The 26,395-nt window shown below is 62.4% G+C and carries 25 protein-coding genes; 18 read left to right on the top strand and 7 right to left on the bottom strand.

The features are described from left to right. Positions 1-299 precede the first annotated feature (299 nt). Positions 300-743 (bottom strand): hypothetical protein, encoded by a 444-nt coding sequence (locus tag E8Q41_RS24835; protein ID WP_137158254.1) that lies wholly within the window; start codon positions 741-743, stop codon positions 300-302. Between the two features lie 239 nt (positions 744-982). On the opposite strand from E8Q41_RS24835, the gene parC reads away from it, so the two are divergent. The 5 genes from parC to E8Q41_RS24810 all read left to right on the top strand — a co-directional run bounded on the left by parC (position 983) and on the right by E8Q41_RS24810 (position 8,022). Next, entirely contained in the window at positions 983-3,232 is a 2,250-nt protein-coding gene (parC, locus tag E8Q41_RS24830; RefSeq protein ID WP_137158253.1) for a DNA topoisomerase IV subunit A, read from the top strand. A gap of 106 nt (positions 3,233-3,338) precedes the next feature. Beyond that, positions 3,339-5,654 (top strand): HAMP domain-containing methyl-accepting chemotaxis protein, encoded by a 2,316-nt coding sequence (locus tag E8Q41_RS24825; RefSeq protein ID WP_137158252.1) that lies wholly within the window; start codon positions 3,339-3,341, stop codon positions 5,652-5,654. Positions 5,655-5,793: 139 nt separating this feature from the next. Next, positions 5,794-6,264 carry an RDD family protein gene (locus E8Q41_RS24820; RefSeq protein ID WP_137158251.1) on the top strand — a complete coding sequence of 157 codons (471 nt, stop codon included), beginning with the start codon at positions 5,794-5,796 and terminating at the stop codon, positions 6,262-6,264. 93 nt (positions 6,265-6,357) lie between these two features. After that, positions 6,358-7,128 (top strand): arginyltransferase, encoded by a 771-nt coding sequence (locus E8Q41_RS24815; RefSeq protein WP_137158250.1) that lies wholly within the window; start codon positions 6,358-6,360, stop codon positions 7,126-7,128. A gap of 6 nt (positions 7,129-7,134) precedes the next feature. Further along, positions 7,135-8,022 carry a DMT family transporter gene (locus E8Q41_RS24810; protein WP_137158249.1) on the top strand — a complete coding sequence of 296 codons (888 nt, stop codon included), beginning with the start codon at positions 7,135-7,137 and terminating at the stop codon, positions 8,020-8,022. Between the two features lie 13 nt (positions 8,023-8,035). Here the strand turns inward: E8Q41_RS24810 and E8Q41_RS24805 are convergent, their stop codons facing one another. After that, positions 8,036-8,728 (bottom strand): response regulator transcription factor, encoded by a 693-nt coding sequence (locus tag E8Q41_RS24805; RefSeq protein ID WP_137158248.1) that lies wholly within the window; start codon positions 8,726-8,728, stop codon positions 8,036-8,038. Between the two features lie 68 nt (positions 8,729-8,796). Between E8Q41_RS24805 and E8Q41_RS24800 the strand changes: the two genes are divergently transcribed. Then, a complete protein-coding gene (locus tag E8Q41_RS24800; RefSeq protein WP_137158247.1) occupies positions 8,797-10,869 on the top strand; it encodes a sensor histidine kinase in 2,073 nt (690 codons plus the stop codon). On the opposite strand, the gene hemB is transcribed toward E8Q41_RS24800, so the two are convergent. After that, the gene (gene hemB, locus E8Q41_RS24795) at positions 10,827-11,840 is read right to left on the bottom strand and encodes a porphobilinogen synthase (protein WP_137158246.1); all 1,014 of its coding nucleotides are present in this window, start codon (positions 11,838-11,840) and stop codon (positions 10,827-10,829) included. The genes E8Q41_RS24800 and hemB overlap by 43 nt on opposite strands. A gap of 155 nt (positions 11,841-11,995) precedes the next feature. On the opposite strand from hemB, the gene E8Q41_RS24790 reads away from it, so the two are divergent. The 3 genes from E8Q41_RS24790 (at position 11,996) to E8Q41_RS24780 (ending at position 14,696) form a co-directional block, all read left to right on the top strand. Continuing rightward, positions 11,996-12,418 (top strand): DUF6163 family protein, encoded by a 423-nt coding sequence (locus E8Q41_RS24790; RefSeq protein WP_137158245.1) that lies wholly within the window; start codon positions 11,996-11,998, stop codon positions 12,416-12,418. Between the two features lie 162 nt (positions 12,419-12,580). Continuing rightward, positions 12,581-13,090 carry a MarR family winged helix-turn-helix transcriptional regulator gene (locus E8Q41_RS24785; protein ID WP_137158244.1) on the top strand — a complete coding sequence of 170 codons (510 nt, stop codon included), beginning with the start codon at positions 12,581-12,583 and terminating at the stop codon, positions 13,088-13,090. A 304-nt stretch (positions 13,091-13,394) separates the two neighbouring features. Continuing rightward, complete coding sequence (locus E8Q41_RS24780; RefSeq protein ID WP_137158243.1) at positions 13,395-14,696, top strand: L,D-transpeptidase family protein; 1,302 nt, start codon at positions 13,395-13,397, stop codon at positions 14,694-14,696. 76 nt (positions 14,697-14,772) lie between these two features. On the opposite strand, the gene E8Q41_RS24775 is transcribed toward E8Q41_RS24780, so the two are convergent. Then, positions 14,773-15,366 (bottom strand): biliverdin-producing heme oxygenase, encoded by a 594-nt coding sequence (locus E8Q41_RS24775; RefSeq protein ID WP_137158242.1) that lies wholly within the window; start codon positions 15,364-15,366, stop codon positions 14,773-14,775. A gap of 61 nt (positions 15,367-15,427) precedes the next feature. Continuing rightward, positions 15,428-16,669 carry a glycosyltransferase gene (locus tag E8Q41_RS24770; RefSeq protein WP_170976608.1) on the bottom strand — a complete coding sequence of 414 codons (1,242 nt, stop codon included), beginning with the start codon at positions 16,667-16,669 and terminating at the stop codon, positions 15,428-15,430. Between the two features lie 258 nt (positions 16,670-16,927). Between E8Q41_RS24770 and glyA the strand changes: the two genes are divergently transcribed. The 5 genes from glyA (at position 16,928) to E8Q41_RS24745 (ending at position 22,137) form a co-directional block, all read left to right on the top strand. Beyond that, complete coding sequence (gene glyA, locus E8Q41_RS24765; RefSeq protein WP_137158240.1) at positions 16,928-18,217, top strand: serine hydroxymethyltransferase; 1,290 nt, start codon at positions 16,928-16,930, stop codon at positions 18,215-18,217. A 141-nt stretch (positions 18,218-18,358) separates the two neighbouring features. Further along, the gene (locus E8Q41_RS24760; RefSeq protein ID WP_246660311.1) at positions 18,359-19,786 is read left to right on the top strand and encodes an adenylate/guanylate cyclase domain-containing protein; all 1,428 of its coding nucleotides are present in this window, start codon (positions 18,359-18,361) and stop codon (positions 19,784-19,786) included. Positions 19,787-19,926: 140 nt separating this feature from the next. Continuing rightward, the gene (nrdR, locus tag E8Q41_RS24755) at positions 19,927-20,406 is read left to right on the top strand and encodes a transcriptional regulator NrdR (RefSeq protein ID WP_137158238.1); all 480 of its coding nucleotides are present in this window, start codon (positions 19,927-19,929) and stop codon (positions 20,404-20,406) included. A gap of 3 nt (positions 20,407-20,409) precedes the next feature. After that, on the top strand, positions 20,410-21,510 hold the full coding sequence (gene ribD, locus E8Q41_RS24750; RefSeq protein ID WP_137158237.1) for a bifunctional diaminohydroxyphosphoribosylaminopyrimidine deaminase/5-amino-6-(5-phosphoribosylamino)uracil reductase RibD: 1,101 nt from the start codon (positions 20,410-20,412) through the stop codon (positions 21,508-21,510). Between the two features lie 18 nt (positions 21,511-21,528). After that, on the top strand, positions 21,529-22,137 hold the full coding sequence (locus E8Q41_RS24745; RefSeq protein ID WP_137158236.1) for a riboflavin synthase: 609 nt from the start codon (positions 21,529-21,531) through the stop codon (positions 22,135-22,137). 53 nt (positions 22,138-22,190) lie between these two features. On the opposite strand, the gene E8Q41_RS24740 is transcribed toward E8Q41_RS24745, so the two are convergent. After that, entirely contained in the window at positions 22,191-22,625 is a 435-nt protein-coding gene (locus tag E8Q41_RS24740) for a hypothetical protein (RefSeq protein WP_137158235.1), read from the bottom strand. Between the two features lie 244 nt (positions 22,626-22,869). After that, the gene (locus E8Q41_RS24735) at positions 22,870-23,334 is read right to left on the bottom strand and encodes a hypothetical protein (RefSeq protein ID WP_137158234.1); all 465 of its coding nucleotides are present in this window, start codon (positions 23,332-23,334) and stop codon (positions 22,870-22,872) included. Positions 23,335-23,492: 158 nt separating this feature from the next. Between E8Q41_RS24735 and E8Q41_RS24730 the strand changes: the two genes are divergently transcribed. From E8Q41_RS24730 to E8Q41_RS24715, 4 genes are all read left to right on the top strand, one after another. After that, complete coding sequence (locus E8Q41_RS24730) at positions 23,493-23,993, top strand: cupin domain-containing protein (RefSeq protein WP_137158233.1); 501 nt, start codon at positions 23,493-23,495, stop codon at positions 23,991-23,993. A gap of 122 nt (positions 23,994-24,115) precedes the next feature. Further along, complete coding sequence (ribH, locus tag E8Q41_RS24725) at positions 24,116-24,562, top strand: 6,7-dimethyl-8-ribityllumazine synthase (RefSeq protein WP_137158232.1); 447 nt, start codon at positions 24,116-24,118, stop codon at positions 24,560-24,562. Positions 24,563-24,565: 3 nt separating this feature from the next. Beyond that, positions 24,566-25,045, top strand: a complete 480-nt coding sequence (gene nusB / locus E8Q41_RS24720) for a transcription antitermination factor NusB (protein WP_137158231.1) — start codon at positions 24,566-24,568, stop codon at positions 25,043-25,045. 19 nt (positions 25,046-25,064) lie between these two features. Then, positions 25,065-26,285 (top strand): MFS transporter, encoded by a 1,221-nt coding sequence (locus E8Q41_RS24715; protein WP_137158230.1) that lies wholly within the window; start codon positions 25,065-25,067, stop codon positions 26,283-26,285. The last annotated feature ends 110 nt before the right edge of the window (positions 26,286-26,395 follow it).

The raw sequence follows: 26,395 nt of genomic DNA, 5'->3' as shown, positions 1-26,395 counted from the left end.
CGGAAAGCTTAAACGCTTCAAACGAGTAGCGCTACGCTGCGAGAAAACGAAACGCAACTTCTCCTCGCTCGTTTCCATCGCAACCGCGTTCATCTTGATAAAATCCGTCCACATGGCCTAGAGAAGAAAATGACGCTTCGCGTCAGGTCTGCAATTCTTTGGCGTTGCGCGGGCAATAGCAGTGTGTGCTGCATGAAATGCTTTCACACCATCGCCGCAAAATGGGATGAAGGATCCCGGGCAGGACGTGCACGAACAGCCGCCCTCACATCGAAGAGCGGCTGCCAAGCGTCGGGCGATTACTCGACGGTGATGTTGATCGACATCGCGCGGCTGTTATAGACCTGCGTCATCGGAATTTCGGTCTTTCCGATGCCAACGCGCGCATGGTCTTCGCCGCGATAGCCCTTGTTCGGCGTGTAGAAAATCGCGGTTCCATAGACGGGTTTGCCCTGGCAGTTCTTGGGAACGTCGGTCAGGTTGAGCTTCATCCATTTTGAGAAGATCTTGCCGTGCTTCGGTTCGGTCAGCACTTTGAACGTGGGCTTGCTGCCGAAGGCGCATGTCAGGTCAGAATAGACATAGATGAAGGTCAGGCCAGACGTCTTGTTGGCGGGAACTTTATAATCTTCGGCATGGGCGGCGAGGCCCGAGGCCAGGAAAGCGGCCGCGGCGAGGGCCGTTGAAAGAATGCGACGCATAACTGCTCCGTGAATGATCGATCCGATGCCGATCTTCGTCATGCGTCCGCCCGGAAAACTCCGTCGTTGGCCCCGGCGTTCATCGGTCACCATCGAAAACCGTGATCTTCGACAGGCTAAAGAACTAGCCCTAGATCGCGGGTTTTGCAACTATAGCCATATGCGTTCTTTTGCCTGCGTATATTAGGTGTCTCTTCTGAATGCGCCGGAAACGGGGCTGTCCACAGCCCAATCGCCTGCGCTTCTTGCTCCTCGGGGATTTTCCGGTCTAGACAGAAGCCATGGGTAAAAGCGATTTGCCGCCTGGCGGCGGGGACGACATTCAGCCGATCGATCTGCGGACAGCGCTGGAAGAGCGCTATCTCGCCTATGCGCTGTCGACCATCATGCACCGCGCTTTGCCGGATGTCCGCGACGGGTTGAAGCCCGTGCATCGCCGCATCATCCACGCTATGAGCGAAATGGGCGTGCGGCCCAACACCGCCTACAAGAAATGCGCCCGCATCGTCGGCGACGTCATGGGTAAATTCCACCCGCATGGCGACCAGGCGATCTATGACGCGCTGGTGCGCCTGTCGCAGGATTTCGCCATTCGCTATCCGATCGTCGACGGCCAGGGCAATTTCGGCAATATCGACGGCGATAACCCCGCCGCGATGCGTTACACCGAAGCCCGGATGACCGATGTCGCCGCGCTGCTGCTCGAAGGCATCGACGAGAACGCGGTCGACTTCCGCCCGACCTATAACGAGGAAGACGAAGAGCCGATCGTTCTTCCCGGCGCTTTCCCGAACCTGCTCGCCAACGGTTCCTCCGGCATCGCCGTGGGCATGGCGACGAACATTCCGCCGCACAATGTCCACGAAATCTGCGACGCCGCGCTGCATCTGATCAAGAACCCCGACGCCTCGGTAGCGGATCTCGTCGAGTTGATGCCGGGTCCCGACCTACCGACCGGCGGCACGATCATCGAAAGCCGGGCCAGCATTCTCGACGCCTATGAGACGGGCAGGGGCGGTTTCCGCGTCCGCGCCAAGTGGAGCCAGGAAGATCTCGGCCGCGGCGGCTACCAGATCGTCGTCACCGAAATCCCCTATCAGGTGCAGAAGTCGCGGTTGATCGAGAAGATCGCCGAACTGCTGATCGCGCGCAAACTGCCGCTGCTCGAAGATGTTCGCGACGAATCCGCCGAGGATGTCCGCATCGTGCTGGTTCCCAAGAGCCGCACCGTCGACGCCTCGCTCTTGATGGAATCGATGTTCCGCCTGACCGAGCTCGAAAGCCGGGTGTCGCTGAACATGAACGTGCTGTCCATGGGCAAGGTGCCCAGGGTCATGTCGCTCAAAGAGGTCATCAGCGAGTGGCTCGCGCATCGTCGTGAAGTGCTGGTGCGGCGCTCGCAGCATCGGCTCGCCGAAATCGATCGTCGGTTGGAAGTCCTTGGCGGCTATCTGGTCGCCTATCTCAATCTCGACGAAGTCATCCGCATCATCCGTGAGGAGGATGAGCCGAAGGCCGTGTTGATGACGACCTTCAGCCTGACCGATCTTCAGGCGGAATCGATCCTCAACATGCGGCTCCGTTCGCTGCGCAAGCTCGAGGAATTCGAGATCCGCAAGGAGTTCGACGGGCTGACGGCGGAGAAGGCCGGCATCGAGGCGCTGCTCGCCTCCGAAGAGAAGCAATGGCAGACGGTCGCCTGGGATATCGGCGAGGTGAAGAAGAAATTTGCCAAGGCGACGCCGCTCGGCCGCCGCCGCACCGATTTCGCCGACGCGCCCTCCACCGACCTCGAAGCCATCGAACAGGCGTTGATCGAGAAGGAGCCGGTCACCGTCGTCGTCTCCGAAAAGGGCTGGATCCGCGCGCTGAAGGGCCATCTCGGCGATTTCTCGACGCTGCAGTTCAAGGAAGGCGACAGTCTCAAAATCGCTTTCCATGCGCAGACGACGGACAAGATCATCGTCTTCACCACCGGCGGCAAGGCCTTCACGCTCGGCGCGGATAAATTGCCTGGCGGGCGCGGTCATGGCGAGCCGTTGCGCATCATGATCGACATGGAAAACGATCAGGATGTGCTCACTGCTTTCGTGCTGGACTCGTCGCGCAAGCTGATCGTGTCGTCGGTGCAGGGCTACGGCTTCCTGGTCAACGAATCCGAATTCGTGGCCAACACACGCAAGGGCAAGCAAATCCTCAACGTCGCGATGCCCGACGAGGCCAAGCTCGTCGTTCATGCCAAGGGCGACCATGTCGCCATCGTCGGCGAAAACCGCAAGATGCTGGTCTTCCCGTTGAGCCAGATGCCGGAAATGACCCGCGGCAAGGGCGTCCGTCTGCAGCGCTACAAGGATGGCGGAGTTTCCGACATTCGCGTCTTTGCGATCGAAGACGGCCTGACCTGGGACGACAGCGCCGGCCGCAACTTCGTGCGCAAGAAGGACGAATTGGCGGAATGGCTGGCTGATCGCGCCACGGCGGGCAGGACCGTTCCAAAGGGCTTCCCGAGATCCGGAAAATTTTCGGGATAATCCGCTCTGATCTGCTATTTCCAGTAGTGCATGCGAAACCGAATGCTAACTATTTGGAAAGAACATGCCCGAGTTAACGGCTCTGAGGCCGTCTTTGGAGGGTATTATGGGCAGTTTTCTAGGCCGAATTTCCATTCGTGCGCTCTTGTATATTTCGATCACCATTCCTTTGCTTGGCTTGACAGTGTTGGCGGGTGAGCAGGTATTGGGTTCCTATGCCAACTACCAAAGAATGAATCGTTCCATTATCTATCAGAAGCTCGCCAGTGCCGGTGCGGACATTGCATTGTCTCTGCCACGAGAAGGACTCAGCCCACCCAATGCGCTGCCGGAAATGCGCAAATTGACAGATGGTGCTTTTGCGAATCTTCTCAAGCAGGTCGAAGCGGCGCAGCAGCAAGGTATCGATGACCCCACGGTTCTGAAAAATATCGAATATATAAAGAGCAATTGGAACGTCCTGGCGGATTTGCGAACTTCTACCGACGAGGCCCTTCGAACGGGCAACTTTAGCGCTGTCAACAAAAAGGGCATGCTGCTGCAACCAATATCCGCAGCTGCGATCGATATGACCCGGCGCTCCGGCGTGCTGATGGACGATGCGGAGTTGTCACGCCTTATCTCCGGTCTTTACGCGATGATGATGGTCAACGACGCGATGATGATCGAGGTGGCGATTGGCAAGATGTATCTAGAAAAAACGACCATACCCGAACCCGCTTTCGACTTTGTTCTGCATAGCCGCAGCCTCTACCGCGACTTTATGGCTCCCGCGCTTGAAAACGCGCCCGAACATGTGGTTGCCCCCATCAAGGCATTCCTCGCTTCTGAGGAAAGTGCTTTCATACAGTCGGTGGTGCAACACATTTACGCGCGGGAGCAGGGCAAGGTAACCGATTCCGCTGCGGTGGATCGTTGGAGCCAAGCGGTCGGCGCGCGCACCTCAATGATGAATGGCGTACTCGCTGAAACCGGTTTATTGTTGGAAAGCTCGGCTCACGAAAAGCTTCGCCAGCTTTGGAACACCACTCTGACCTATCTATTGATTGCAGGTGGATTCGCCGTCATCAGCATCGTCGCATCCTTGCTCTGCATCTCCAATATCCGCCGTCCGCTGCACCAGATCGTGGGGCGGATGAAGGGTTTGGCGGAAGGTGACACGAGTTCCTCCGTCCCCTATGAAGCGAGGCGCGATGAAATCGGCGATATCGCCAAAGCGGTCGCCTATTTCCGCACCGCCGAAATCGAGAAGCTCCGTCTGCAGGCCGATGCGGAAAATGTTCGCGCCGCCGGCGAGCGCGATCGCGCCGAGGCTCAGCGCCAGGCCGAGGAAGACGCCGACCGCCGCCTCAACGAGACGACCCGCTCGCTCGCGGAGGGCTTGCAGAGACTGGCCGAGGGCGACATGACCTGCGAGCTCAAGGAAAGCTTTGCCCCGCAATTCGAATCCCTGCGCGAGAACTTCAACATCTCCGTGCGCCAGCTCCGCGACGCGCTGGCGTCGGTCGACAATCTCGCCGTACAGGTCGACAGCGGTTCAGCCGAGATCTCCAACGCTTCCACCAACCTCGCCAAGCGCACGGAAAACCAGGCCGCCTCGCTGGAGGAGACCGCCGCCGCGCTCGAGGAGATCACCGCCAACGTCGTCGCCACGACCAAGCGCACCTCGGACGCCCGCGGCGTCGCCCAGAGCGCGCGCGACAAGGCGGATTATTCCGGCAAGGTGGTCGGCGACGCCGTCAGCGCCATGCAGCGTATCGAGCAGTCGTCGCAGCAGATCAACCAGATCATCAGCGTCATCGACGAAATAGCCTTCCAGACGAACCTCCTGGCGCTCAATGCCGGCGTCGAGGCCGCGCGCGCCGGGGAAGCCGGCAAGGGTTTCGCAGTCGTCGCCCAGGAAGTCCGCGAGCTCGCGCAGCGCTCCGCGAAGGCCGCCAAGGAGATCAAACAGCTGATTTCCAACTCGGCTGCGGCCGTCAACGAGGGCGTCAAGCTGGTCCACGAGACGGGCGCGGGCCTCGGCGAGATCGAGCAGCTGGTGCGCGACATCAACCAGCATATGGACGCCATCGCCACCGCCGCGCAGGAACAGTCGACGGGCCTCTCCGAAGTCAACACCGCCGTCAACCACATGGACCAGGCGACCCAGCAGAATGCGGCGATGGTGGAGGAAATGAACGCCGCCGGCGTCGGTCTCGCCACGGAGAGCTCTGAACTCCGCAAGCTGTTGTCTCGCTTCAACCTCGGCGGACAAACGGGAGCGCCGCTCCGGCAGATGGCCGAAACCATGCGGCGGGAAGTGCAGCCCGCCGCGCCGGCCGTCCGCACGAATTCGCGCCCGGCAGCCCCGGTTCGCCGCGCCGCCTCCAGTCAGGCGGCGGCCGCCCAGCCGGCAGGGGGCAACTGGGAGGAGTTCTGATCCTCCGAGCGACACGGGTCCAAAGGCGCTCCACCGGGGCGCCTTTTGCATTTCACGCCGATCAGCCGCCTGAAAACTCTCTATTGCGCAGGGATCAGACGGCGCCCATATCAGCAGCAAAGCTGAAAAGGATTACGCCATGACCAACGCCATCGACCGAGACTATGCCGCCGCCGCCGCCCTGGACGGCGTGCTGAGCCGGCGCATGCTGGCCTTCGTGATCGATTACGCGCTGGTCTGCCTGTTGCTGCTTCCGGCGGCGGTGCTGGTGTTCATTCTCGGCGTGTTGACGCTGGGGCTGGCCTTTTATCTGTTCCCGGTGCTGTTTTTCGTCGTCGCCGGCCTCTACTTCGCCTTGTCTCTCTCCTCGCGCTCCCAGGCGACGCCGGGCATGCGCGTCATGGACCTGACGCTCGTCAGCGACAGCGGATTTCGAACCGATTTCATGACCGGGCTGCTGCACGTCATCCTGTTCTGGGTGCTGAACTCGTTCCTGACGCCGTTCATCCTGCTGGTCGGCCTGTTCACCAACCGCAAGCGGCTTCTGCACGACATCGCTCTCGGCACGGTTCTGATGCGGGCAAGCCGTCTGGACGCGCCGCGTTTTTGATCGCGGGAACATCCCGCGACGATTGCGCTTTTACAAGCCGGCGAACTGATCTATCTTCATTGCCGGAGCAAAGGGTGAGAATCTTCACACAGCATGAACACGCAGGCGCACCCATCCCCGCAGTTTTTCATGACGGCGCCCGCCTCATGCCCCTATCTGCCGGGACAGGTGGAGCGTAAGGTGTTCACGCATCTGGTCGGCCAGCGCGCGCCAGAGATGAACGACATCCTGACACAGGGCGGTTTTCGCCGGTCCCAGAACATCGCTTATCGCCCGGCCTGCGAAAGCTGCAGGGCCTGCGTTTCGGTGCGGATCCTTGCCGACGAGTTCCAGCCTACGCGCTCGATGCGTCGCGTTCTCGCCGCCAACGAGGATCTGGTGGGCCGTGAATATCCCGCCGAACCCTCGACCGAGCAATTCTCGCTGTTTCGCAGATATCTCGACAGCCGCCACACCCAGGGCGGCATGTCGGAAATGTCGGTGCTCGATTATGCGATGATGGTGGAGGACACGCATGTCAACACGAAGATCATCGAATATCGTTTGAGAAACGAGGGCGACGGCTGGCGTTCGCCGCCATCGGGTCAGTTGGTCGCCGCGGCCCTGACCGACATCATGGCCGATGGCGTATCGATGGTCTATTCCTTCTATGATCCGTCGCTCGAAGCGCGCTCGCTCGGCACCTTCATGATCCTCGACCATATCCGCCGGACGCAGGCCAAGGGCCTGCCGCATGTCTATCTCGGCTATTGGGTGCAGGGATCGCGCAAGATGGCCTATAAGACGCGCTTCCTGCCGCAGGAGCATCTCTTGAACCAGGGCTGGACGCTGTACGAGCCTCCCGCGTCCGACGAGCTCCGATAGGATTCCATGCGCTTTCAATCGCTGACACCGCACGCCAAGGGCGTGATCATCACGTTTCTCGGCGGGCTGGCCTTGTCCTTCGACATACCCATTCTCCGTCTGGCGGAAGGCGGCGTCTGGGCGCTGTTGTTCGTGCGCAGCATTCTCACCGTGGTGGTGGCGGCTCTGGTCTGGTGGGTGATCAAGGCCAAACGCGGCGTGGCGCCGGTGCTTTTCCACGATTGGCGCGGCGTGCTCGTGGCGGTGCTCTATGGCCTGTCGACGATTTTCTTCCTGCTGTCGGTGTTCAACACCTCGACCGCCAATGTCGCCTTCATTCTCGCCTTCAACCCGATGTTCGGGGCGCTCCTGTCCTGGATCTTCCTGCGCGAACGGCCCGACGCCGCGACCTGGGCGGCCATGGCGGCGATGACGATCGGCGTCCTGATCATCGTCGGCGACGGGCTCGAAAGCGGTCATCTGTTCGGCGATCTCATGGCGGGATTGTCGGCGCTGTCGATCGCCGGCGCGCTGACTGTGAGCCGCGCAAGCCGCCTCGATTTCGGCTTCACGCCGCTGGCCGCCGCGATCATCCCCGCCATCGTCGGCGCCGCGGTGTCGATGAAGGTCGGCTTCACCATCGAGCATCCCGGCTGGATCATCTTCAACGGCCTTATTCTCACCCCCTTCGCTTTCTGGGCGCTGGCCACCGGGCCGCGATATCTGTCGGCGGCGGAATCGGGGATGTTCTATCTACTCGAGACGGTGCTCGCGCCCGTCTGGGTCTGGCTGATTTTCCTGGAAACGCCGACGACAGCCACGCTGGTCGGCGGGGCGATCATTCTCATCGCGCTGGCCGCGCACTCCACTGCGTCGATCATTCGCCAGCGACGGCTTCAGGTTCACGAAGGCTGACGGCTGCGCCTGATCAGGCGCTGCGGATATCGCCGGCGAAGACGAAGCCGGCGTTCTGAACCGTCTGCAGCGGCAGCGTCATCCCGCATTCGCTTTGAACTTTTGAGCGCAACCGGCTGATCGCGGCGTCCAAAGCGCGGCTGTCGGGATCGACCACGCCCTTGCCGATGAACTGCATCAATTCGATGCGCGAGACGATCGCGCCCGCCTGGGCTGCGATCAACTCCATGACGCGGACCTCGTTGCGGGTCAGGTCGACGCAGCGGCCGGACGGCGCCGTCAGCTGGAATTCGGAGAGATTGAGCCGCCATGACAGACTGCTCGGTTCCGGCGTCCGGTCCGATCTCCGGCGCTTCTTGGCGAGCGCCAAGACGGCGGCGGCGAGCTCCTCGCAGTCGACCGGCTTGACCATATAGAGATCGGCTCCGGCCTTGTAACCGCGCACGCGGTCTTCGATCGCGCCCTGCACGGTCATGACGATGATGGCGGCGTCGTTGCTTTCGGAAAGATGGGCGGCGACCGACAACCCATCGTAATGCGGCAGATTGACGTCCAGAATCACCACGTCGAAATCCTCGCGCGCGAGGGTCTGGTAGAATTCGATCGCGCTGCCCGCGCCCTGTACGTCATGCCCGCATTCGCTGAGATAATCGATCAAGCTGTCGCGCAACTCGATGTCGTCTTCCACGATGATGACTTTTGACATAACAATATCCGGACAATAGAGATGTTAACCCTAAAATTTACAGATAAATTCTGGGGGCGTAATAATCAATGAGATTTATCGAATGCCTTGCCGGAAGCGTGGCGGCGCTGTTGATGATTTGGGTTTCCGTCGCCTTTGCCGCCGAACCGGTGGTGATCGATAAGCAGTTCACCCAGCGCTCGATCGACAAGGATATGGAATATCTGATCGATCCTTCGCATAAGCTGACGCCCGCGGACCTGGACAGGCCCGACATCGCCGCGGGTTTCAGGTCGGCCGGCGGCGGGCTGGCTCTGGGATATCGCAACGACACGATCTGGGTCCGCATCCTTCTCGACAATCGCGATCTCGCGCCGCGCAAACTCTTCCTCGAATTGAAGCCGATGGTGCTCAACGACGTGGAAGTCTTCACGCCGGGGCTCGGTTGGAAAGAGGACGAACACGACTTCACGTCTGTTCTCCTTGGAGATCACCATCCGCAGCGCCTGCGGCCGGTGGTCGCCACCACCAACATCGTGCCGCTGACGGCGCCGCGAGGGGCGAGCGAAATCTTGATCCGTGTTCGCACCACCAGTTCGCTCGCCTTGACCGGCTGGCTGCGCACGGCGGAATCGATGATCCAGCAGGCGGCTTTCGACGCGGCCCGCTTTGCCGGTTTCGAAGCGTTGCTGGTCTTTTCCGGCGTCGCCAATCTCCTGATCTGGCGCGGTCTGAAAGAGACGCTGTTCCTGCAATATGCGGTGGCGCTGCTCGCGCTCGCCGTCAACGAATTCTGCTACAAGGGGCTTCTGTTCGAGGATTGGACGATTGGCGGCGGCATGGTCGTCGACGCCGTCGGCGGCGCATCGAGCAGCGTCTGCCTGTGCATGGCGAGCCTGTTCATTCGCGGCCAGACACGCGCAGCGAAACACTTTCCCTGGCTTTCCAAAGCCTTGCTGTTTTCCACGCTGCTATCGGTCTTCACTCTCTTCATGACGTTGATTGATTTCTATCAGTTGATTGCGCCATTGGTGATGTTCTCGGCCGTCATCGTCTTTGCGGCGGGCTTTTTCGGCAACGCCTGGCTGGCGTTCAAGAGAGAGCCGGGCGCCGGCATCGCCACCTCGGCTTTCGGCGCGCTGCTCATCGGCATGGTGGTGGTGACATTGCGGTTGACCGCATTCACCACCTATACGCACTGGTCCGATTACGCCTTCGAAATCGCGGTCCTATTCTTCATTCTCTATATGCAGTTGTCGCTCGCCCGACGCACCCGGCAGGCGGAGAGCGAACGCGCAGTCGCCCAGATGCGGGCGCTTGATGTGGCGCGCGCCGCGGAGCGAAGCGCCATCGACCTCGTGGAGCGGCGCACGGCGGAACTGCGCCTCGCCAAGGAAGCGGCCGAGACGTCGCTCAAGGCCGAGCGCGACGCGCAAGCCGAGCAGGTTCGCTTTCTCGATGTGATCTCGCATCAATACCGCACGCCGCTTGCGGTGGTGTCCAACAGCGTCGCCTCGATCGCGCGCGGGCTTTCTGTGAACGACGACGCCAATCGCGAACGCATCGACCGCATCAGGCGGGCGATAAGCCGCCTCGTGGAACTGATCGACGTCAGCCTACACCGAAGCCGGATCGACGGGGCGTCGGCGCGAGCGCGGCTACAGCGGCTCGATTACTCCAAGGCGGCGGAAACCCTGTTCTCGATGCTGCGCGACACCTTTCCGGAACGCCCGATCCGGCTTGAACGCAGGGACGCGGAGGCGCTGCTGGACGTCGCGGTCGACATCGATCTGCTCGGCGTGGCGCTGAACAACCTGGTCGAAAACGCATTGAAGTTCTCGCCGCCGGGATCGCCGGTGGACATCGACGTGGAAATCTCCGGCCAGTCGCTCGTTCTGGAGATCACCGATTGGGGCATCGGGGTGCCCGTAACCGAACGGCACCTCCTGACCGAGAAGTATTTCCGCGCGTCAAACAGCGCCAATACGCAAGGCATGGGGCTGGGGCTTCACCTCACCGCCACCATCGCCCGCCGCCATGGCGGCACGCTGACGCTTTTCGACAATCCCGAGGGCGGCACGCGCGCCCGTCTCAATCTGCCGGTCGTCTGCCGCTCGGATCAGGATTTCGACAGGATCCGCGCGGCCTCGATCGCGAAATAGGTGAGAATGCCGTCGCAGCCGGCGCGCTTGAAACAGAGAAGCTGTTCCATCATCACCCGCTCGCCGTCGATCCAGCCGTTTGCGGCAGCAGCCTTGACCATCGTGTATTCGCCTGAGACCTGATAGGCGTAGACCGGCAGGCCGAACGCCTGCTTGATCCGCCAGCAGATGTCGAGATAGGGCAGGCCGGGCTTGACCATCAGCATGTCTGCGCCTTCCTCGACGTCGAGGGCGGCGTCGCGCAGCGCTTCCGCGCCGTTTGCCGGGTCGATGTAATAGGTCTTCTTGTCGCCCTTCAGCAGGCCGGCGGTGGAAATCGCTTCGCGATAGGGGCCGTAATGGCCCGAGGCGAATTTCGTCGCATAGGACATGATGCCGACATTCTGGTGACCGGCGGCGTCCAGCCCCTTGCGGATCGCGCCGATGCGTCCGTCCATCATGTCCGAGGGCGCGATGATGTCGGAGCCGGCGTCGGCTTGGGCAACGGCGGCTCTGACGATCTGGTCGACCGTCTCGTCATTGACGATCTCGCCGTCGCGCAAAATGCCGTCATGGCCGTGGCTGGTGAAGGGGTCGAGCGCCACATCGGTGATCACGCCGATATTGCCGACCTGGGTCTTGATGGCTGCGGTGGCGCGATTGATGAGATTGTTGGCGTTGAGCGCTTCCGAGCCATGGTCGTCGCGCAGGTCGAGATCGATATTGGGGAAGGTGGCGAGCGCGGGAATGCCGAGATCGGCGGCCATTTTCGCCGCCTCCACCGCCTTGTCGACGCTCAGCCTGTTGACGCCGGGCATGGCCGCGATCGGCTCGATGATGTTTGAGCCTTCGACCAGGAAGATCGGCCAGATCAGATCGTCCACCGTCAGGCGGTTTTCCTGCGTCAGCCGACGCGACCAGTCCGCCTTGCGGTTGCGGCGCATGCGCCGGTGTCCGGTGATGTGGTCGACGAGGTGGGTCTTGTCGGTCATGGCGGCGCCTCTCAAATCTCCATTGGCAGGCGGGTTAGCATGAAGACCGGTCGGGCGCAAAGCGAGGACGCCCGTCCGGTCTGCGGCGGATCGTCCGCAGCGCCCGCCTGTTCGGGCGACTGGCCTTTCCCTGCGGCTTCGTCTAATTGTGGGACATGACCGATCTGCCCATAACCGCGCCCCGGCCGCCTCTGCCGGATCTCGTGATGACCGTCTTTCTCAGGCTCGTGGCTTTGGGAACCCTGTGGTTCGCGCTGCTCGTCTGGGCGGATCTCATCGGCTACCAACACGGCGGAGCAGGGCGCTTCGACCTGCTCGACGCGGATATGAAGGCGGCGCGCGGCACGCTGGCGGTGCTCTATCCCGTGGCCGCCGTCGGCCTCTGGCTGCGCGGCGCCTGGGGACCGGTCATCTGGGGCGTGGCGGCGATCATGGAGATCGGCCTTCACCAGGCGATGCCGGGAACCTTCGACATCGACCCGCTCAAAGTGGCGATGGTGTCGCTGATCGCCTTGATTTACCTGCTTCTTCGCCTGTGGGGCCTGCTGGCCAAACCGGCGGCGAGAGAAACGCGCTAATCGCGCCTCGGTAAGCCCCTGTTCACCTTGAAACAGCCATTCGTAAATCTAACCGGCCGTTAAGCATGTGATTTAAGTAGAATTTTATCGGTGGCGGCTAAGTTGGCTGCATAAGGCGGGATCACAAAAACAAGAACCGCCGGCAAACAGCGAGGCAGAAAAATGAACACCAAGCTCAAGGCTCAGGCCCCGGTCGCGGAACCCCAGGACCAGGTCATCCACAATCTTTATCTCGAAAGCGTCCATCTCGTCGAGCGTCTGCATCGCCGCCTGCTGGACGTCATCAAGGACGAATTCGACCGTTCCGGCCGCGACGACATCAACGCCGTTCAGGCCCTGCTGCTGTTCAACATCGGCACGTCCGAACTGACCGCCGGCGAACTCCGCTCGCGCGGCTACTATATGGGCTCGAACGTGTCCTACAACGTCAAGAAGCTGGTCGAACTCGGCTTCATCAACCACTCGCGCTCGCGCGTCGACCGCCGCTCGGTCCGCATTTCGCTGACGCCGAAGGGCCAGGAAATCGCCGAGACCGTGGCCAAGCTCTACCACCGCCATGTCGGCTCGATCCACAAGGTGGGCGGCATCGGTCAGGACGAATTCAGCCAGATGAACAAGCTGCTGCAGCGTCTCGACCGTTTCTGGAACGACTCGATCATGTATCGCCTTTAACGGCATCGTCTCAGATCTCCAGGCTGGAACCGGGCGCATTCCCTGCCGCCCGGTCTCCGGCGTTTTTGCATTATCTTTCCGCCTGCTAACGTTTTCTTGATTTGTCCGAGGCACAAATCGGCCACAATATCGTGACATCCCGGCCACACAGAATGGCACGAATGGGGCGTTTGCGTCGAAAGCTTCCGATTGAGGTTGTTGTGTCCTCCTCGCCGAGGCAGAAGGTCCGCACATCCTCATTTGTTCAGATTTTACGATGCGCGCCCCCGCGCGCAATGAAAACGAGACATCGGAAGGCGAAATAATGTCTGATAAATTCGATCTGGCCTCTCTCTCTCGACGCAAGTTCCTCGGCGCGGCCGCCGCTGCCGGAGCCGCGGCCGTTGCGGGTCCCGCCATGGCCGATGTCGCGATCGACGAGATCATCAATGCGCCGCGCCGCGGCAACTGGGACGACCAGTTCGACGCGAACTCGTCGCGGACCGCCGCCGCCGTGATGTCCAACAACCCGATCTTCGGGCCGGAAGCCGCCGCCAATATCCAGCAGGCGGTGTTCGACTACGAAACCATCGTCGCCAATGGCGGCTGGCCGCAGGTCAATCCCGGCCAGAAGCTGAGGCTGGGCGTCAACGATCCGTCGGTGGCCGATCTCCGCAAGCGCCTGATCATTTCCGGCGACCTGCCGCGCAGCGCCGGCATTTCCTCGGCCTATGATTCGCTGGTGGAGGAAGGCGTGAAGCGCTTCCAGGCCCGCCACGGCCTGCCGCTCGACGGCGTGCTCGGCCAATACACCATCAAGGCGCTGAACGTGTCGGCCGATATCCGCCTGATGCAGCTGCGCACCAATTTTCAGCGCATTCAGGAGATCAAGACCGATCTCGGTCAGCGCTATGTGATGGTCAATATTCCCGCCGCCTATATCGAGGCCGTCGAGAACAATCGCGTCGCCCAGCGTCATACGGCCATCGTCGGCCGCATCACGCGCCCGACCCATATCATCGACTCCAAGATCTATCAGGTCACGCTCAATCCCTACTGGACCGCGCCGCGCTCGATCGTCGAAAAGGACATCGTGCCGCTGATGCGCAAGGATCCGACCTATCTGACCAAGAACAAGATTCGTCTGTTCGATGGCCAGGGCGCCGAAGTCGATCCGGCAACCATCGACTGGTTCGCCGACAAGGCCCCGAACCTGATGTTCCGTCAGGACCCGGGCAAGATCAACGCCATGGCCTCGACCAAGATCGAGTTCCACAATCCGAACGGCGAGTATATGCACGACACGCCCCAGCAGGGCCTGTTCAACAAGCTGTCCCGCTTCGAATCCTCGGGCTGCGTCCGCGTTCAGAACGTCCGCGACCTGACGACCTGGCTTCTGCGCGATGTGCCCGGCTGGTCGCGTCAGCAGATCGAGGCGACGATCAAGAGCGGCCAGAATACCCCGATCAAGCTTGAGAACGAAGTGCCGATCTACTTCAAATACGTGACCGCCTGGTCGGCGCGCGACCGCATCGTCCAGTTCCGCGACGACATCTACCAGATGGACGGCGCGCAGGAACTGGCGCTGCAGACGGGCCTCAACCAGGAACCCGTCGTCGCCAACTGAGCCGTCCGACGCGTGACAGGCAACGAGACGAAAAACCCGCTCTTCCCTGCGAAGGCGGTTTTTTTCTCGTCTGGCGTCAGGCGAAGGCGGCGAGTTTCGTCGAGGGGTTCGAAGATCCGGTGGCGGGATCAAAACAGGCGAGGGCGGTCTCGAACATCATCCGCGCCCCGTCCACCATCCGTTCCGGATCGAGATCGGTCCGGCTGTCGAGGAGGGCCGTGAAACGCGGCCAGGGTGTCGAGCGCCGGGATTGCGCCGCGAGATGGCGCGCCCCGCGCGTGGCCGAAAAACCGATCGCCTCGGCGCTCTGAAGCAGGATGTTCGCCCCGAGCGAAGCGCCTTCCGCCACATAGAGCGCGCCCCAGGCCGCCGCCGGGTCGGCGAGGGCGAGGATTTGCTCAACGCCCGGAGCCGGCTCCAGCCCGCAATCCCCAAGGTCGGCCGCCAAGGCGTCGTGAACAAGCCCTGGTCGCCAGTCGCCGAACCATCCCTCATCGGACGCAGCCGTGAGTTCAGGCTCCGCCAGGCGGCGAAAGAGTTCGGCGGATTGGAGGTAGCGCCCGTAATCGACCCTCGTTCGGAACGCTCCGATATGCGTGTCGAGCCTGTGGTGAAGATCTGCGGTTTTCCGCCGGAGGTGAAAGCGCAGCGTCGCTTGAAGATCCGTCATGCTGATCCCGAAATCCGATTTGACCCGACTCAACGTTTCAGGCCCGTCCGGGTTCCGTGTCTCAGACTGCGCGCTTTTGGTGCGCCGTCTCATCGAGGATCTTGCCGATGATCTCCACGACTTCGAAGACGGCGCGGTTCTCCGGCAGATTTTGGGCGATGTTCGCCTGAAAGCGCGGGAGGTCGGCGAGCATCCGCTCGGCGGCGCCGGCGATCTCCTTGCGGAAGCTCCTGACCACCAGCCCCACGCCGTTGTCGCGGATCCAGTCGAGATTGGGCCGCTCTTGCGGCATGGTCGAGGCGCTGCCCTCGACGATGACGGGACGGCCGAGATGGACGGCTTCGCTGACGCTACCGGGGCCGGGCTTGCCGATCAGGAAATCCGCTAACCGGAGATAGTCCGGCACCGTCTGCACGAAACCGACGGCGCAGCAGTTCGGCCGACCCTTTAGCGCCTTCTTGAGCGCGGCGTTCTTGCCGCACATCACGATCGACTGGATGCCGAGCGGGGATTTCTCGAGCTGGTCGAGAATGGTCATCGTCGCCCGACGCGCGCCGTTGCCGCCGAACATGATCATTGCGGTCGGGCGATTCTCGGCGAGCCCGAGATCGCTCAGCGTCAACGCATGCGGGGCCGGCGGCAGGTAGAACTGCTCCTTGAGGATCATGCCGGAAACTTCGAATATATCCGTCTCGCGGTAGAAGCCGGTGGCGCGGGCCTGATCAGTGGCTTTCGGCGTGCCGCAGACGATGTATTGCGCCTGATCCTCCATCCAGAAATGCGGCGGAACATCCACCATGTCGGTGATGACGGTCAGATAGGGAATGGAGGGATCGGCCGTCTGCAGCGCCCGGTGCATGACGCGGTTGAAATTGGGGATGACGGAGATCACCAGATCCGGCCGCGGCTCCGCCCGCCAGCGCTCGACGAGCAGACGCTCGATCTCGGCGGAGAAGCGGCGGATAAAGCCCTGCAGGATCGGCAGGATGGCGCCGAGCCCGCGCGTGGCGCCGCGCTTCAGCGCATTGTTGTAGATGTCCTGCGCCTGGATCGGCGCGATCGGCAGGCGGGGCGCGACCGGCAGCAGGATCTTCTGGAGCGAACCGGTGATCTTCTGGGTCAGACGGTGGACGGGGTCGATGGGTTCCAACAGCTTCTGCAGGTCGACGGGAACCACGGTCCATTCGGGATGGGTCTTTTCGATCAGCCTGCTCAGCGCGGTCATCGCATTGCGATGGCCGCCGCCGGCGTCGAAATAGAAGATCTCGAGGCGGCGGGTCTTCGAAGGCGCGTCTATCGTCACGGGAAATCCCCTGGCTGAAAGTGCGCGCACCATTTGCGGAAACGTTCCTGCTGTCAAGGCGGACGCCGCAAGCGCAAATCCGGCGCGTGATGACCTTGGCGGCGCAAGCATGGCATTCGCCGCCGCAATCCGTCTTGCCCCGGCGCGCCGCAATCGCTAAGACCCTCTCAGCCCGAAACCCGCGGCTCGCCGGCGATGAACCGGTCCGGCGGAACGACGGTATAAGGTCATCCCGAGCCCAAGAAAGACGAGACAGACATGAGCGCGAACGACGCCTTTTTCACCCGTAGTCTTGCTGATTCCGATCCGGATATCTTCGGTGCGATCGAGAAGGAACTCGGCCGTCAACGCCATGAGATCGAACTGATCGCTTCTGAAAACATCGTCTCCCGCGCCGTTCTCGAGGCGCAGGGCTCGATCATGACCAACAAATACGCTGAGGGCTATCCGGGCAAGCGCTATTACGGCGGCTGCCAGTTCGTCGACATCGCCGAAGAACTCGCCATCGAGCGCGCCAAGAAGCTGTTCGGCGTCAACTTCGCCAACGTTCAGCCGAATTCCGGTTCGCAGATGAACCAGGCCGTGTTCCTCGCGCTGCTGCAGCCCGGCGACACTTTCATGGGCCTCGACCTGAATTCGGGCGGCCACTTGACCCATGGTTCGCCGGTCAACATGTCCGGCAAGTGGTTCAACGTGGTGTCTTACGGCGTGCGCGAAGAAGACCACCAGCTCGACATGGACGACGTCGCCAGGAAGGCCGAGCAGCACAAGCCCAAGCTGATCATCGCCGGCGGCACCGCCTATTCCCGCATCTGGGACTGGAAGCGCTTCCGCGAAATCGCCGATTCGGTCGGCGCCTATCTGATGGTCGACATGGCCCACATCGCCGGCCTCGTCGCGGGCGGCCAGCATCCGTCGCCGTTCCCGCATTGCCATGTCGCGACCTCGACGACCCACAAGTCTCTGCGCGGCCCGCGCGGCGGCATGATCCTCACCAATGACGAGGATCTGGCCAAGAAGTTCAATTCGGCCGTATTCCCGGGCCTGCAGGGCGGCCCGCTGATGCATGTCATCGCCGCCAAGGCCGTGGCCTTCGGCGAAGCGCTGAAGCCGGAATTCAAGGACTACGCCGCTCAGGTGGTGAAGAACGCCAAGACTCTGGCCGACACGCTGATTTCGCACAATCTCGACATCGTCTCCGGCGGCACCGACAACCATCTGATGCTGGTCGACCTGCGCAAGAAGAACGCCACCGGCAAGCGCGCGGAAGCCGCTCTGGGCCGCGCCTACATCACCTGCAACAAGAACGGCATTCCCTTCGACCCGGAAAAGCCCTTCGTCACCTCGGGCGTCCGTTTGGGCACCCCGGCCGGCACCACCCGCGGCTTCAAGGAAGCCGAGTTCAAGGAAATCGGCAACCTGATCGTCGAAGTCCTCGACGGTCTGAAGGTCGCCAATTCCGACGAAGGCAACGCCTCCGTCGAAGCTTCGGTTCGCGGCAAGGTGGTTGAACTCACCAACCGCTTCCCGATGTATCCCTATATGTAAGATCGTTCGGCCAGCGCCGATCCTCGAAACCCTCTCCGGCCACGGGGAGGGTTTTTTCATGAACTGTCTTGCGCCAAGGGCTTCGGATGACGACCGGCGCTCCTGATGCTAGTGTCGCAGGAAACGGGGGCGAGTGTGGACTTGGATTCGATCGATCAAAATTCGTCGCGCCAACCTGACGGCCTTCTGGCGCCACTGATCGCCCTCTGGAGCCGCCGTCCCTGGAAGACGCGGATCGCCGAGGAGCGGTTGGCCCTGCAAAACCGGCACCTCGCCGAAGCGCTGCATGACGAAAAGATGGAGGGCCAGCGGATCGCGACATGGGCGCGCACCTGGACCTTGGCCGTCGTGGGTCTTCTGCTGATCTTCGTCAATCCGCGCCTGGAAGTGCTGTATTACGAGGCGTTGCTTATCCTCTTCGTGGTGATCGGCGTCGCGCAGTTGCGGGTAGCCCGCGTCGGTCAGTCGCGCCAGGAACTGGCGTTGATCGTCGCCGATCTCCTGCTGCTGACCCTGACGCTGACAGTCCCCAATCCGTTTGCGGCCGAAACCTGGCCGACGGCGTTTCAGTTCCGTTTCGACGGCTTCGTCTATTTCTTCATTTTCCTCGCCGGCGGTTCGCTCGCCTATAGCTGGCGCACCGTACACAGCATCGGCGCGGCCACGGCGGTGATGTGGCTCACGGCGGCGATTGTCGTAATGGTGTTCGGCACCAGCTATCCTGATCTCACCGATAAGGTTGGAACGGCGCTCTCAGGCTATGATCGCATCTTCGCCGTGCTCGACCCCAACAGCGTGGAAATTCATAATCGGGTGCAGGAGGCGGTGGTCATCATCCTCGTCGCCTTCATTCTGGCGCTTAAATCGCAGCGCATGAGCAAACTGTTGGTCCGCCAGGCCAGCCTTGCCGCCGAGCGCGCCAATCTCTCGCGCTATTTCGCCCCGTCCATGGTGGAGGAACTGGCGCATCGCGATCAACCGATGGGCGGCGTGCGCGCGCAGGAGGTCGCGGTGCTGTTCGCCGATATCGTCGGCTTCACCCGCTATGCCGAAGGCCGCAGTCCAGACGAAGTCATCGCCATGCTGAGAGAATTTCACGCCGCGCTGGAAGAGGTGGTGTTCTCGCATGGCGGCACGCTCGATAAATTCATGGGCGACGGGCTGATGGCGAGCTTCGGCACCCCGCAAACCTCCCCGTCCGACGCCGCCAACGCCATCGCGGCCGCTTTCGCCATGCAGGACAGGATCGCCATGCTCAATGATGGACGTCAGGGGAGAGGACTGGAGCCGATCCGTCTGTCCGTCGGCGTCCATTTTGGTCAAGTCATTCTGGGCGATGTCGGCAACAGCAGGCGCATGGAGTTCGCCATGCTGGGCGACACCGTCAATGTCGCCTCGCGGCTGGAAGCGGCGACCCGAGCGCTCGCCTGCCGCATCATCGTCAGCGCCGCCGCCATGGACGCCGTGACGGATGAGGAGGCGCGCAACCGCTATCGATCCCTGATGCAGATTCATGAGGGGTTGCAGCTCAAGGGCCGCAGCGAGCCGACCGACGCCTGGACGGCGTGATCGCGCCGAGAGGCGTCGTTCAACGCAGTGTTGATCAAAGCTTCTGGGAGTTCGGAAGCCTTGCCCCTTGTCGCACGCCATCTGGACCGCTATTTCGGGACAGCGTCGCCTCCGGCGCACAAGATGATGAGTGAGACGACATGCGCTGCCCGTTCTGCAATTCCGAAGACACGCAGGTGAAGGATTCGCGTCCGGCCGAGGACGGCTCCTCGATCCGCCGCCGGCGCATCTGCCCCGATTGCGGCGGCCGTTTCACGACTTTCGAGCGCGTGCAACTGCGCGAATTGATGGTGGTCAAGAAATCCGGCCGCAAGGCGCCGTTCGAGCGCGAGAAGCTGGTGCGCTCCTTCGACATTGCGCTGCGCAAGCGGCCTGTCGATCGCGACCGCATCGAGCGCGCCGTCTCCGGCATCATCCGCCGCCTTGAAAGCTCGGGTGAGAACGAGATCAGCTCCGAAGATCTTGGCCTGCAGGTGCTCGAAGCGCTGAAGAGCCTCGATGACGTGGCCTTCGTGCGCTACGCCTCGGTCTATCGCGATTTCACCCATATCGAGGATTTTTCCGCCGCGATCGCCCAGATCACCGCCAAAATCGCCCGCGACCCGGCCGAGGACCGCTGATCCATGTCGACGGCCACGGATGACGCGCGCTTTATGGCCGAAGCGGCGACGCTGTCGCGCCGTCACCTCGGATTGACGGGATCGAACCCCTCCGTCGGCTGCGTCATCGTTCGCGACGGCGAGATCGTCGGCCGGGGCGTGACGGCGGCGTCAGGCCGGCCCCATGCCGAGACCGAGGCGTTGAAGGCTGCCGGCGACAAAGCCCGCGGGGCCACCGCCTATGTGACGCTCGAACCCTGCTCGCATCACGGCAAGACCCCGCCTTGCGCCGAAGCGCTGATCGCGGCCGGGATTGCCCGGGTGGTGGTGGCGATTACCGATCCGGACGAACGGGTCTCGGGACGCGGCCTCGCCATGCTCGAAGCGGCCGGCGTCGAGGTGGTTTCGGGCGTTGGCGCGGAGGAAGCGCATGCGGTGCTTGAAGCCTATCTCCACCGCCAGCGCAACAAACGCCCGCAAGTGATTCTGAAGCTTGCCGTTTCCGCAGACGGCATGATCGGCCGGCGCGGCGAGGGGCAGGTGGCGATCACCGGCAAACAGGCTCGCGCCCGCTCCCAATTGCTGCGCGCCGAAAGCGACGCGATCCTGGTGGGGATCGGCACGGCCATGGCCGACGATCCCGAACTCACCTGCCGGCTTGAGGGTTATGAACACCGTTCGCCGATCCGCCTGGTGCTCGACCGGCGGCTGGAGCTGCCTCTGACATCGAAACTCGCGACCACGGCGCGTGACGTGCCGGTCATCGCGGTCACGGTCAATGCCGATGCGCGCGATCTCGCAGCCCGTCGCGCGGCGCTGGAAGCCGCCGGCGTCAGCGTGCTGCCCGTCGGAGATCTCGGCGCGCTTCTGGATGAACTCGGCCGTCGCGGACTATCTTCGCTGATCGTCGAGGGCGGCGCGCGCGTGGCCTCGGATTTCCTGGCGGCTGGGCTCGCCGATCGCATCCTGCTGTTCACGTCGCCGGTCATCGTCGGCGAGGGCGGCGTGCCTTCGCCGCTGACCGAACAGACCGTTCCCGCCAACTTCCGTCTGAGGACGCGCGAGCCGCTTGGCGCGGACTGGATGGCTGACTATATCAAGGCCGAAATTTCAGATCTGCGCTGAGCGCGCGAGAGGGGCATCATGTTCACAGGCATCGTCACCGATATCGGCGAAATCACCGAGGTCACTCCCCTGAATGAAGGCGTGCGGTTGCGCGTCGCCACCCATTACGATCCCGCCACCATAGCCATCGGCGCCTCGATCGCCCATGCCGGCGTCTGCCTCACCGTCACGCGCCTGCCGGAAGCCGGCTCCAACGAGGCCTGGCACGAGGTCGAGGCCTGGGAAGAGGCGCTCAGGCTGACCACCGCCGGCGCCTGGGGCGTGGGCACGCGGCTCAATCTCGAACGCGCGCTGAAGATTGGCGACGAACTCGGCGGCCACATCGTTTCGGGCCATGTCGACGCCATGGCCGAAATCATCGCCGTCGCGCAAGAAGGCGACGCCACCCGCTACACCATCCGCGCGCCCCGCGATTACGCCAAATTCATCGCGCCCAAGGGCTCGGTGGGCCTCGATGGAACCTCGCTCACCGTCAACAAGGTGGATGGGACCGATTTCGACGTGCTGATCATCCGCCACACCCAGGAGGTGACCACCTGGGGCGAGCGCAAGGCGGGCGACAAGCTCAATCTTGAAGTCGACACCATGGCCCGCTACGCGGCGCGGCTGGCAGAGTTCAAGGATTGATGCAAACCTCCCGCGCCTGACGACGCGGGAGCGTGAGTTTCCCTTATGAAGTTTCAGTCGACATAGATCGTCACGCCGCCATCCGCCGCGCGATCCGCCCCGACAATGGTGGCCACATCGACGCCGTCGGATTTCAGCGTCTTCAGAAGGACGGGATTGCTCTCGACGCTCTTCTGCAGCGAGGCCACATGCGCGGGATCGTCGACCCGGTTCCGCTCGATGACCGTGCCCTCGGCGCTCGCGTCGAGCGAGGCGACCGGCGTTACGGTGAGCGGTCCGCCTTTCCAATGCTTGAGGATCTGGCCGATTTGCCGGGTTTCGGCGGCCGTGAAGCTGAGGCGAGGTCCGGCGGGCTGCTGGTCATCCTGCCCGTCATGGGTGCTGGCGCTCCGGTCGATGTCTCCGCCTCGATGATCGGCGGCGAGGACCGGGACGGCGAGGGCGGCTGTAAGCGTGGCGACGAGCGCTGACGTTGCAAGGCGGTTCATGGCGCATCTCCTTTCGATGGTTGCCATTCCTTGCGGCGGGGGATCTGTCATCCGGTCCACCGTCGCGTCGACCAGGACAATACAGCATTCAAATCCGGCGGATTTTCGCCGGAAGCCCTTGAGAAACATTACATCTTCGGTCTCTCGCCTAAATTATCCGTCATGTTGGGCAAAAACGAAAAAGCCCCCGCAATTACGTGCGGAGGCTCGATGGTGACTCAGGCTTCAGGAGATTGTCGCGCCGTTAACGCACATAAACGATCAACTGGCCATCGGCGCCGCGTTCAGCGGCCACCACGTCATCGGCCTTGATGTTCTGGGCGTCGAGCTTGCTCTTGATGGCGGTATTGGAGGTCATCGCCCACTGGAAATCGGCTCCGCCCTTGGCGCCTTCGAGCTGGGTGCGACGGCTCTCATCGGTGATCGTGTCGAGCTTGACCACGGAGACATTGTCGCCGCTCCACGAGTTCAGGTCGCTGGCGCCGAGCATCATTCCACCGCCTGTAGAATTGGTGACCGAGCCGCTGGTGGTCGGATCGATCACGCCGTCTTCGTTATAGCCCTGCGACTGGCCGGTCTTGACCGACGAATTGGAATTCATGTTGCCGGCTGCGCCCGAATTCTTGGATGCGTCATCGGCCATAACGGCTCCCGCCGGAACGACGATTGCCAGGGCGGACGCGAGGACGAGATTGGTGAATTTCGCCATGTCTGTATTCCTTTCGTGTTTCCTTGCAAATCTTCCGTTTGCATGGGTCCAACGATCTGACTCCGCTATTGTTTCATTAAAAATGAATATTCGTGCTCGGCTTTGAGATCCCGGGCGATGGGGGTATGCTGGGCCGTTCGCAATGGAGAAAAACGATCATGGCCGATGTCAAACCCGTGATCCGTCCTGCCGAGGCGGAGATGCAGCCCTCTTCCAAAGGCGATCTATACCGGTCGCAGGATGCGCGTCTCGGCCCGCTGATGGGGCTGACTTCGCTCGGCTGCTGCTATTCGGAAGTGCCGCCCGGTAAATCCGGCTGTCCCTTCCACAATCATCACGCCGAGGATGAGATGTTCGTGATCCTCGAAGGCGAAGGCGTCTATCGGTTCGGCGGTGAGCGCTTTGCCTTCAAGGCGGGCGATATTCTCGCCGCGCCGGCGGGAGGTCCGGACACCGCCCATCAGATCCTCAACACCGGCGAGACGCCGCTGCGCTATCTCGCCATTTCCAGCATGGCCGATCTGGATATCTGCGAATATCCGGATTCCGGCAAGTTTCTCGCCCGCGCCAAGGGGCCCGACGGCAAACAGCGCTTCCGCCAGATCCGCAAGAGCGAGGGCGACATCGACTATTGGGATGGCGAGCCCGGCGCGGAATGACCCCCCATTTTTCACCCTGTTTGGCGGCGCGGTCCTGAATTTGCTTGCCATTCGCGCGCTGTCGTGGTTTGACCCGGAAAAATCCGCCGCGCGACGGCCAAAGCCCCCATTTCGAGGAAACAATGTCCAATCCGCATTTGCTGATCGTTGAAGCCCGTTTTTATGACGACATGGCCGACGCCCTTCTCGAAGGCGCGACCGAAGCGTTGAAAGAAGCCGGCGCCACCTATGACGTCGTCACCGTTCCCGGCGCGCTGGAAATTCCCGCCGCCATCGCCATGGCGCTCGACGGCGCCGATGCGGGCGGCACGGAATATGACGGCTTCGTCGCCCTCGCCATGGTCATTCGCGGCGAAACCTATCACTTCGACATCGTGTCCAACGAATCCTGCCGCGCCATCATGGATCTCACCGTCAGCGAGAGCCTGCCGATCGGCAACGGCATCCTGACCGTCGAGAACGAAGACCAGGCCTGGGCCCGCGCCCGTCGCTCCGACATGGACAAGGGCGGCTTTGCGGCTCGCGCGGCGCTCACCATGATCGACCTGAAGAAGAAGTTCGGCGCCTGATCCATGTCCAGCGATAAACAATCACAGGACATCAAGCCGGCCAACCAGCGCGGCGCCGCGCGCCTCGCCGCCGTCCAGGCGCTCTATCAGATGGAGCTGTCGGGCACGGGCGTCTTGGAAATCGTCTCCGAATACGAGAACTTCCGTCTCGGGCAGGAACTCGACGGTGAGCAGTATCTCAAGGCCGATCCCTCCTGGTTCCGCTCGATCGTGGCCGGCGTGGTGCGCGATCAGCGCGCGCTCGATCCGATCATCGCGGATTCGCTCGTCGAGGGTTGGCCGCTGTCGCGTCTCGACGCCACGCTGCGCGCCATCATGCGCGCCGGCGTCTTCGAGATCATCGAGCGCAAGGACGTGCCGACGCCTGTGATCGTCAATGAATATGTCGAGATCGCCCACGCCTTCTTCGAGGAAGAAGAGCCGAAGCTGGTCAACGCCGTTCTCGACGCCGTCGCCCGCAAGCTGCGGATCGACAAGAAGTAAGCGGATAGGGAAGTCAGTCATGGCGCCGGTGGAAGGTCTGGAAAAAGAACTGGGCCTTGCCCGGCGCAATGTGTTTCTGCTGGCCGCGGCGCAGGCCATTCTCGGCTCTGCCCCGCCGATCACCTTCGCCATCGGCGGATTGGCCGCCTATCAGATGCTGGGCGACGACAAGGCGCTGGCCACGGCTCCGCTCACCGGCTTCAACATCGGCGTGTCGATCGGCACGATCGTGGTGGCGATCCTGTCGCGCTATCTCGCCCGCAAGCTCAGCTTCATCATCGGCGCGCTGCTGACCGCCTTCGGCGGATTGATCGCCGCCGGCGCGATCTTCCAGAACAATTTCTGGCTGATGGTGGCCGGGCTGGCGCTGACCGGCGTGTCGGGCGGCTTCACCCAGAAATTCCGTTTCGCCGCAGCCGACGCCTCGCCCTCGTTCTACAAGGGCTCGGCGATCTCCTGGATCCTCGCCGGCGGCATCGTCTCGGCGATATTGGGTCCGCAGATCGCCATCGCCACCAAGGAACTGTTCGAACCGGTGCTGTTCGCCGGCGCTTTCGTCGCCTTCGCGCCCATGGGGCTTTTGGCGGCGGCCATTCTCGTCTTCCTGAAACTACCGCCGGTGCATGACAAGAACGCGCCGGATGCGACGCCGGCGCGGCCGCTGTCGCAGATCGTGCTCAAGCCGCGTTTCCTCACCGGCATGTTCTGCGGGGTCTCTTCCTACGCGCTGATGACCTTCATGATGACCGGCGCGCCGCTGGCGATGGTGGTCGGCTGCGGCTATTCGACGGATGACTCCACGCTCGGCATCCAGTTCCATGTGCTGGCCATGTTCGGCCCCAGCTTCGTCACCGGCGCGCTGATCAAGCGCTTCGGCGCGGAGAAGATCGTCGCCTGCGGGCTCGTCATCCTCATGCTCTGCGCCGCGATCGCCCATACGGGCATCGAGCTCTGGAATTTCTGGGGCGCGCTGGTGTTGCTCGGCTTCGGCTGGAATTTCGGCTTCATCGGATCGACGGCCATCGTGGCGTCGAGCTATCGGCCGAGCGAGGCCGACAAGGTGCAGGCCTATCACGACATCATCCTGTTCACCATGGTGGCGCTGTCCTCCTTCGCCTCGGGACAGATCTTCGCCCGCTTCGGCTGGGACGCGATGATTCTCCCGGTCTGGCCGCTGGCGCTCACCGGACTGGCGCTGCTTGCGCTGCAGGGCAGGGCGGCGCGCGCGGCCGAACATTAATTTTCTCTTTCGAAGGTCCACTCCGCGACGAACCCTTGACGTCCCGGGAGTCGCGCCGCACTCTCCCGGTGTCGAAAGGAGCGGGGGCGACGAGGGGAGTAGTCGAGCCC

Source organism: Rhizobium sp. FKL33, from assembly GCF_005222915.1.
In the GTDB taxonomy this organism is placed as follows: Bacteria; Pseudomonadota; Alphaproteobacteria; order Rhizobiales; family Rhizobiaceae; genus Rhizobium_E.
This window is presented reverse-complemented; position numbering and strand designations above follow the sequence as displayed.

Bases quoted from the DNA above. Each gene is read 5' to 3' on its own strand.
- E8Q41_RS24820 (WP_137158251.1), top strand. From the start codon at position 5,794: ATGACCAACGCCATCGACCGAGACTATGCCGCCGCCGCCGCCCTGGAC.
- E8Q41_RS24715 (WP_137158230.1), top strand. From the start codon at position 25,065: ATGGCGCCGGTGGAAGGTCTGGAAAAAGAACTGGGCCTTGCCCGGCGC.
- E8Q41_RS24780 (WP_137158243.1), top strand. From the start codon at position 13,395: ATGTCTGATAAATTCGATCTGGCCTCTCTCTCTCGACGCAAGTTCCTC.
- ribD (WP_137158237.1), top strand. From the start codon at position 20,410: ATGTCGACGGCCACGGATGACGCGCGCTTTATGGCCGAAGCGGCGACG.
- E8Q41_RS24775 (WP_137158242.1), bottom strand. From the start codon at position 15,366: ATGACGGATCTTCAAGCGACGCTGCGCTTTCACCTCCGGCGGAAAACC.
- E8Q41_RS24785 (WP_137158244.1), top strand. From the start codon at position 12,581: ATGAACACCAAGCTCAAGGCTCAGGCCCCGGTCGCGGAACCCCAGGAC.
- nusB (WP_137158231.1), top strand. From the start codon at position 24,566: ATGTCCAGCGATAAACAATCACAGGACATCAAGCCGGCCAACCAGCGC.
- E8Q41_RS24805 (WP_137158248.1), bottom strand. From the start codon at position 8,728: ATGTCAAAAGTCATCATCGTGGAAGACGACATCGAGTTGCGCGACAGC.
- E8Q41_RS24815 (WP_137158250.1), top strand. From the start codon at position 6,358: ATGAACACGCAGGCGCACCCATCCCCGCAGTTTTTCATGACGGCGCCC.
- E8Q41_RS24745 (WP_137158236.1), top strand. From the start codon at position 21,529: ATGTTCACAGGCATCGTCACCGATATCGGCGAAATCACCGAGGTCACT.
- E8Q41_RS24735 (WP_137158234.1), bottom strand. From the start codon at position 23,334: ATGGCGAAATTCACCAATCTCGTCCTCGCGTCCGCCCTGGCAATCGTC.
- ribH (WP_137158232.1), top strand. From the start codon at position 24,116: ATGTCCAATCCGCATTTGCTGATCGTTGAAGCCCGTTTTTATGACGAC.
- E8Q41_RS24835 (WP_137158254.1), bottom strand. From the start codon at position 743: ATGACGAAGATCGGCATCGGATCGATCATTCACGGAGCAGTTATGCGT.
- E8Q41_RS24810 (WP_137158249.1), top strand. From the start codon at position 7,135: ATGCGCTTTCAATCGCTGACACCGCACGCCAAGGGCGTGATCATCACG.
- nrdR (WP_137158238.1), top strand. From the start codon at position 19,927: ATGCGCTGCCCGTTCTGCAATTCCGAAGACACGCAGGTGAAGGATTCG.
- E8Q41_RS24740 (WP_137158235.1), bottom strand. From the start codon at position 22,625: ATGAACCGCCTTGCAACGTCAGCGCTCGTCGCCACGCTTACAGCCGCC.
- glyA (WP_137158240.1), top strand. From the start codon at position 16,928: ATGAGCGCGAACGACGCCTTTTTCACCCGTAGTCTTGCTGATTCCGAT.
- parC (WP_137158253.1), top strand. From the start codon at position 983: ATGGGTAAAAGCGATTTGCCGCCTGGCGGCGGGGACGACATTCAGCCG.
- E8Q41_RS24800 (WP_137158247.1), top strand. From the start codon at position 8,797: ATGAGATTTATCGAATGCCTTGCCGGAAGCGTGGCGGCGCTGTTGATG.
- hemB (WP_137158246.1), bottom strand. From the start codon at position 11,840: ATGACCGACAAGACCCACCTCGTCGACCACATCACCGGACACCGGCGC.
- E8Q41_RS24825 (WP_137158252.1), top strand. From the start codon at position 3,339: ATGGGCAGTTTTCTAGGCCGAATTTCCATTCGTGCGCTCTTGTATATT.
- E8Q41_RS24730 (WP_137158233.1), top strand. From the start codon at position 23,493: ATGGCCGATGTCAAACCCGTGATCCGTCCTGCCGAGGCGGAGATGCAG.
- E8Q41_RS24790 (WP_137158245.1), top strand. From the start codon at position 11,996: ATGACCGATCTGCCCATAACCGCGCCCCGGCCGCCTCTGCCGGATCTC.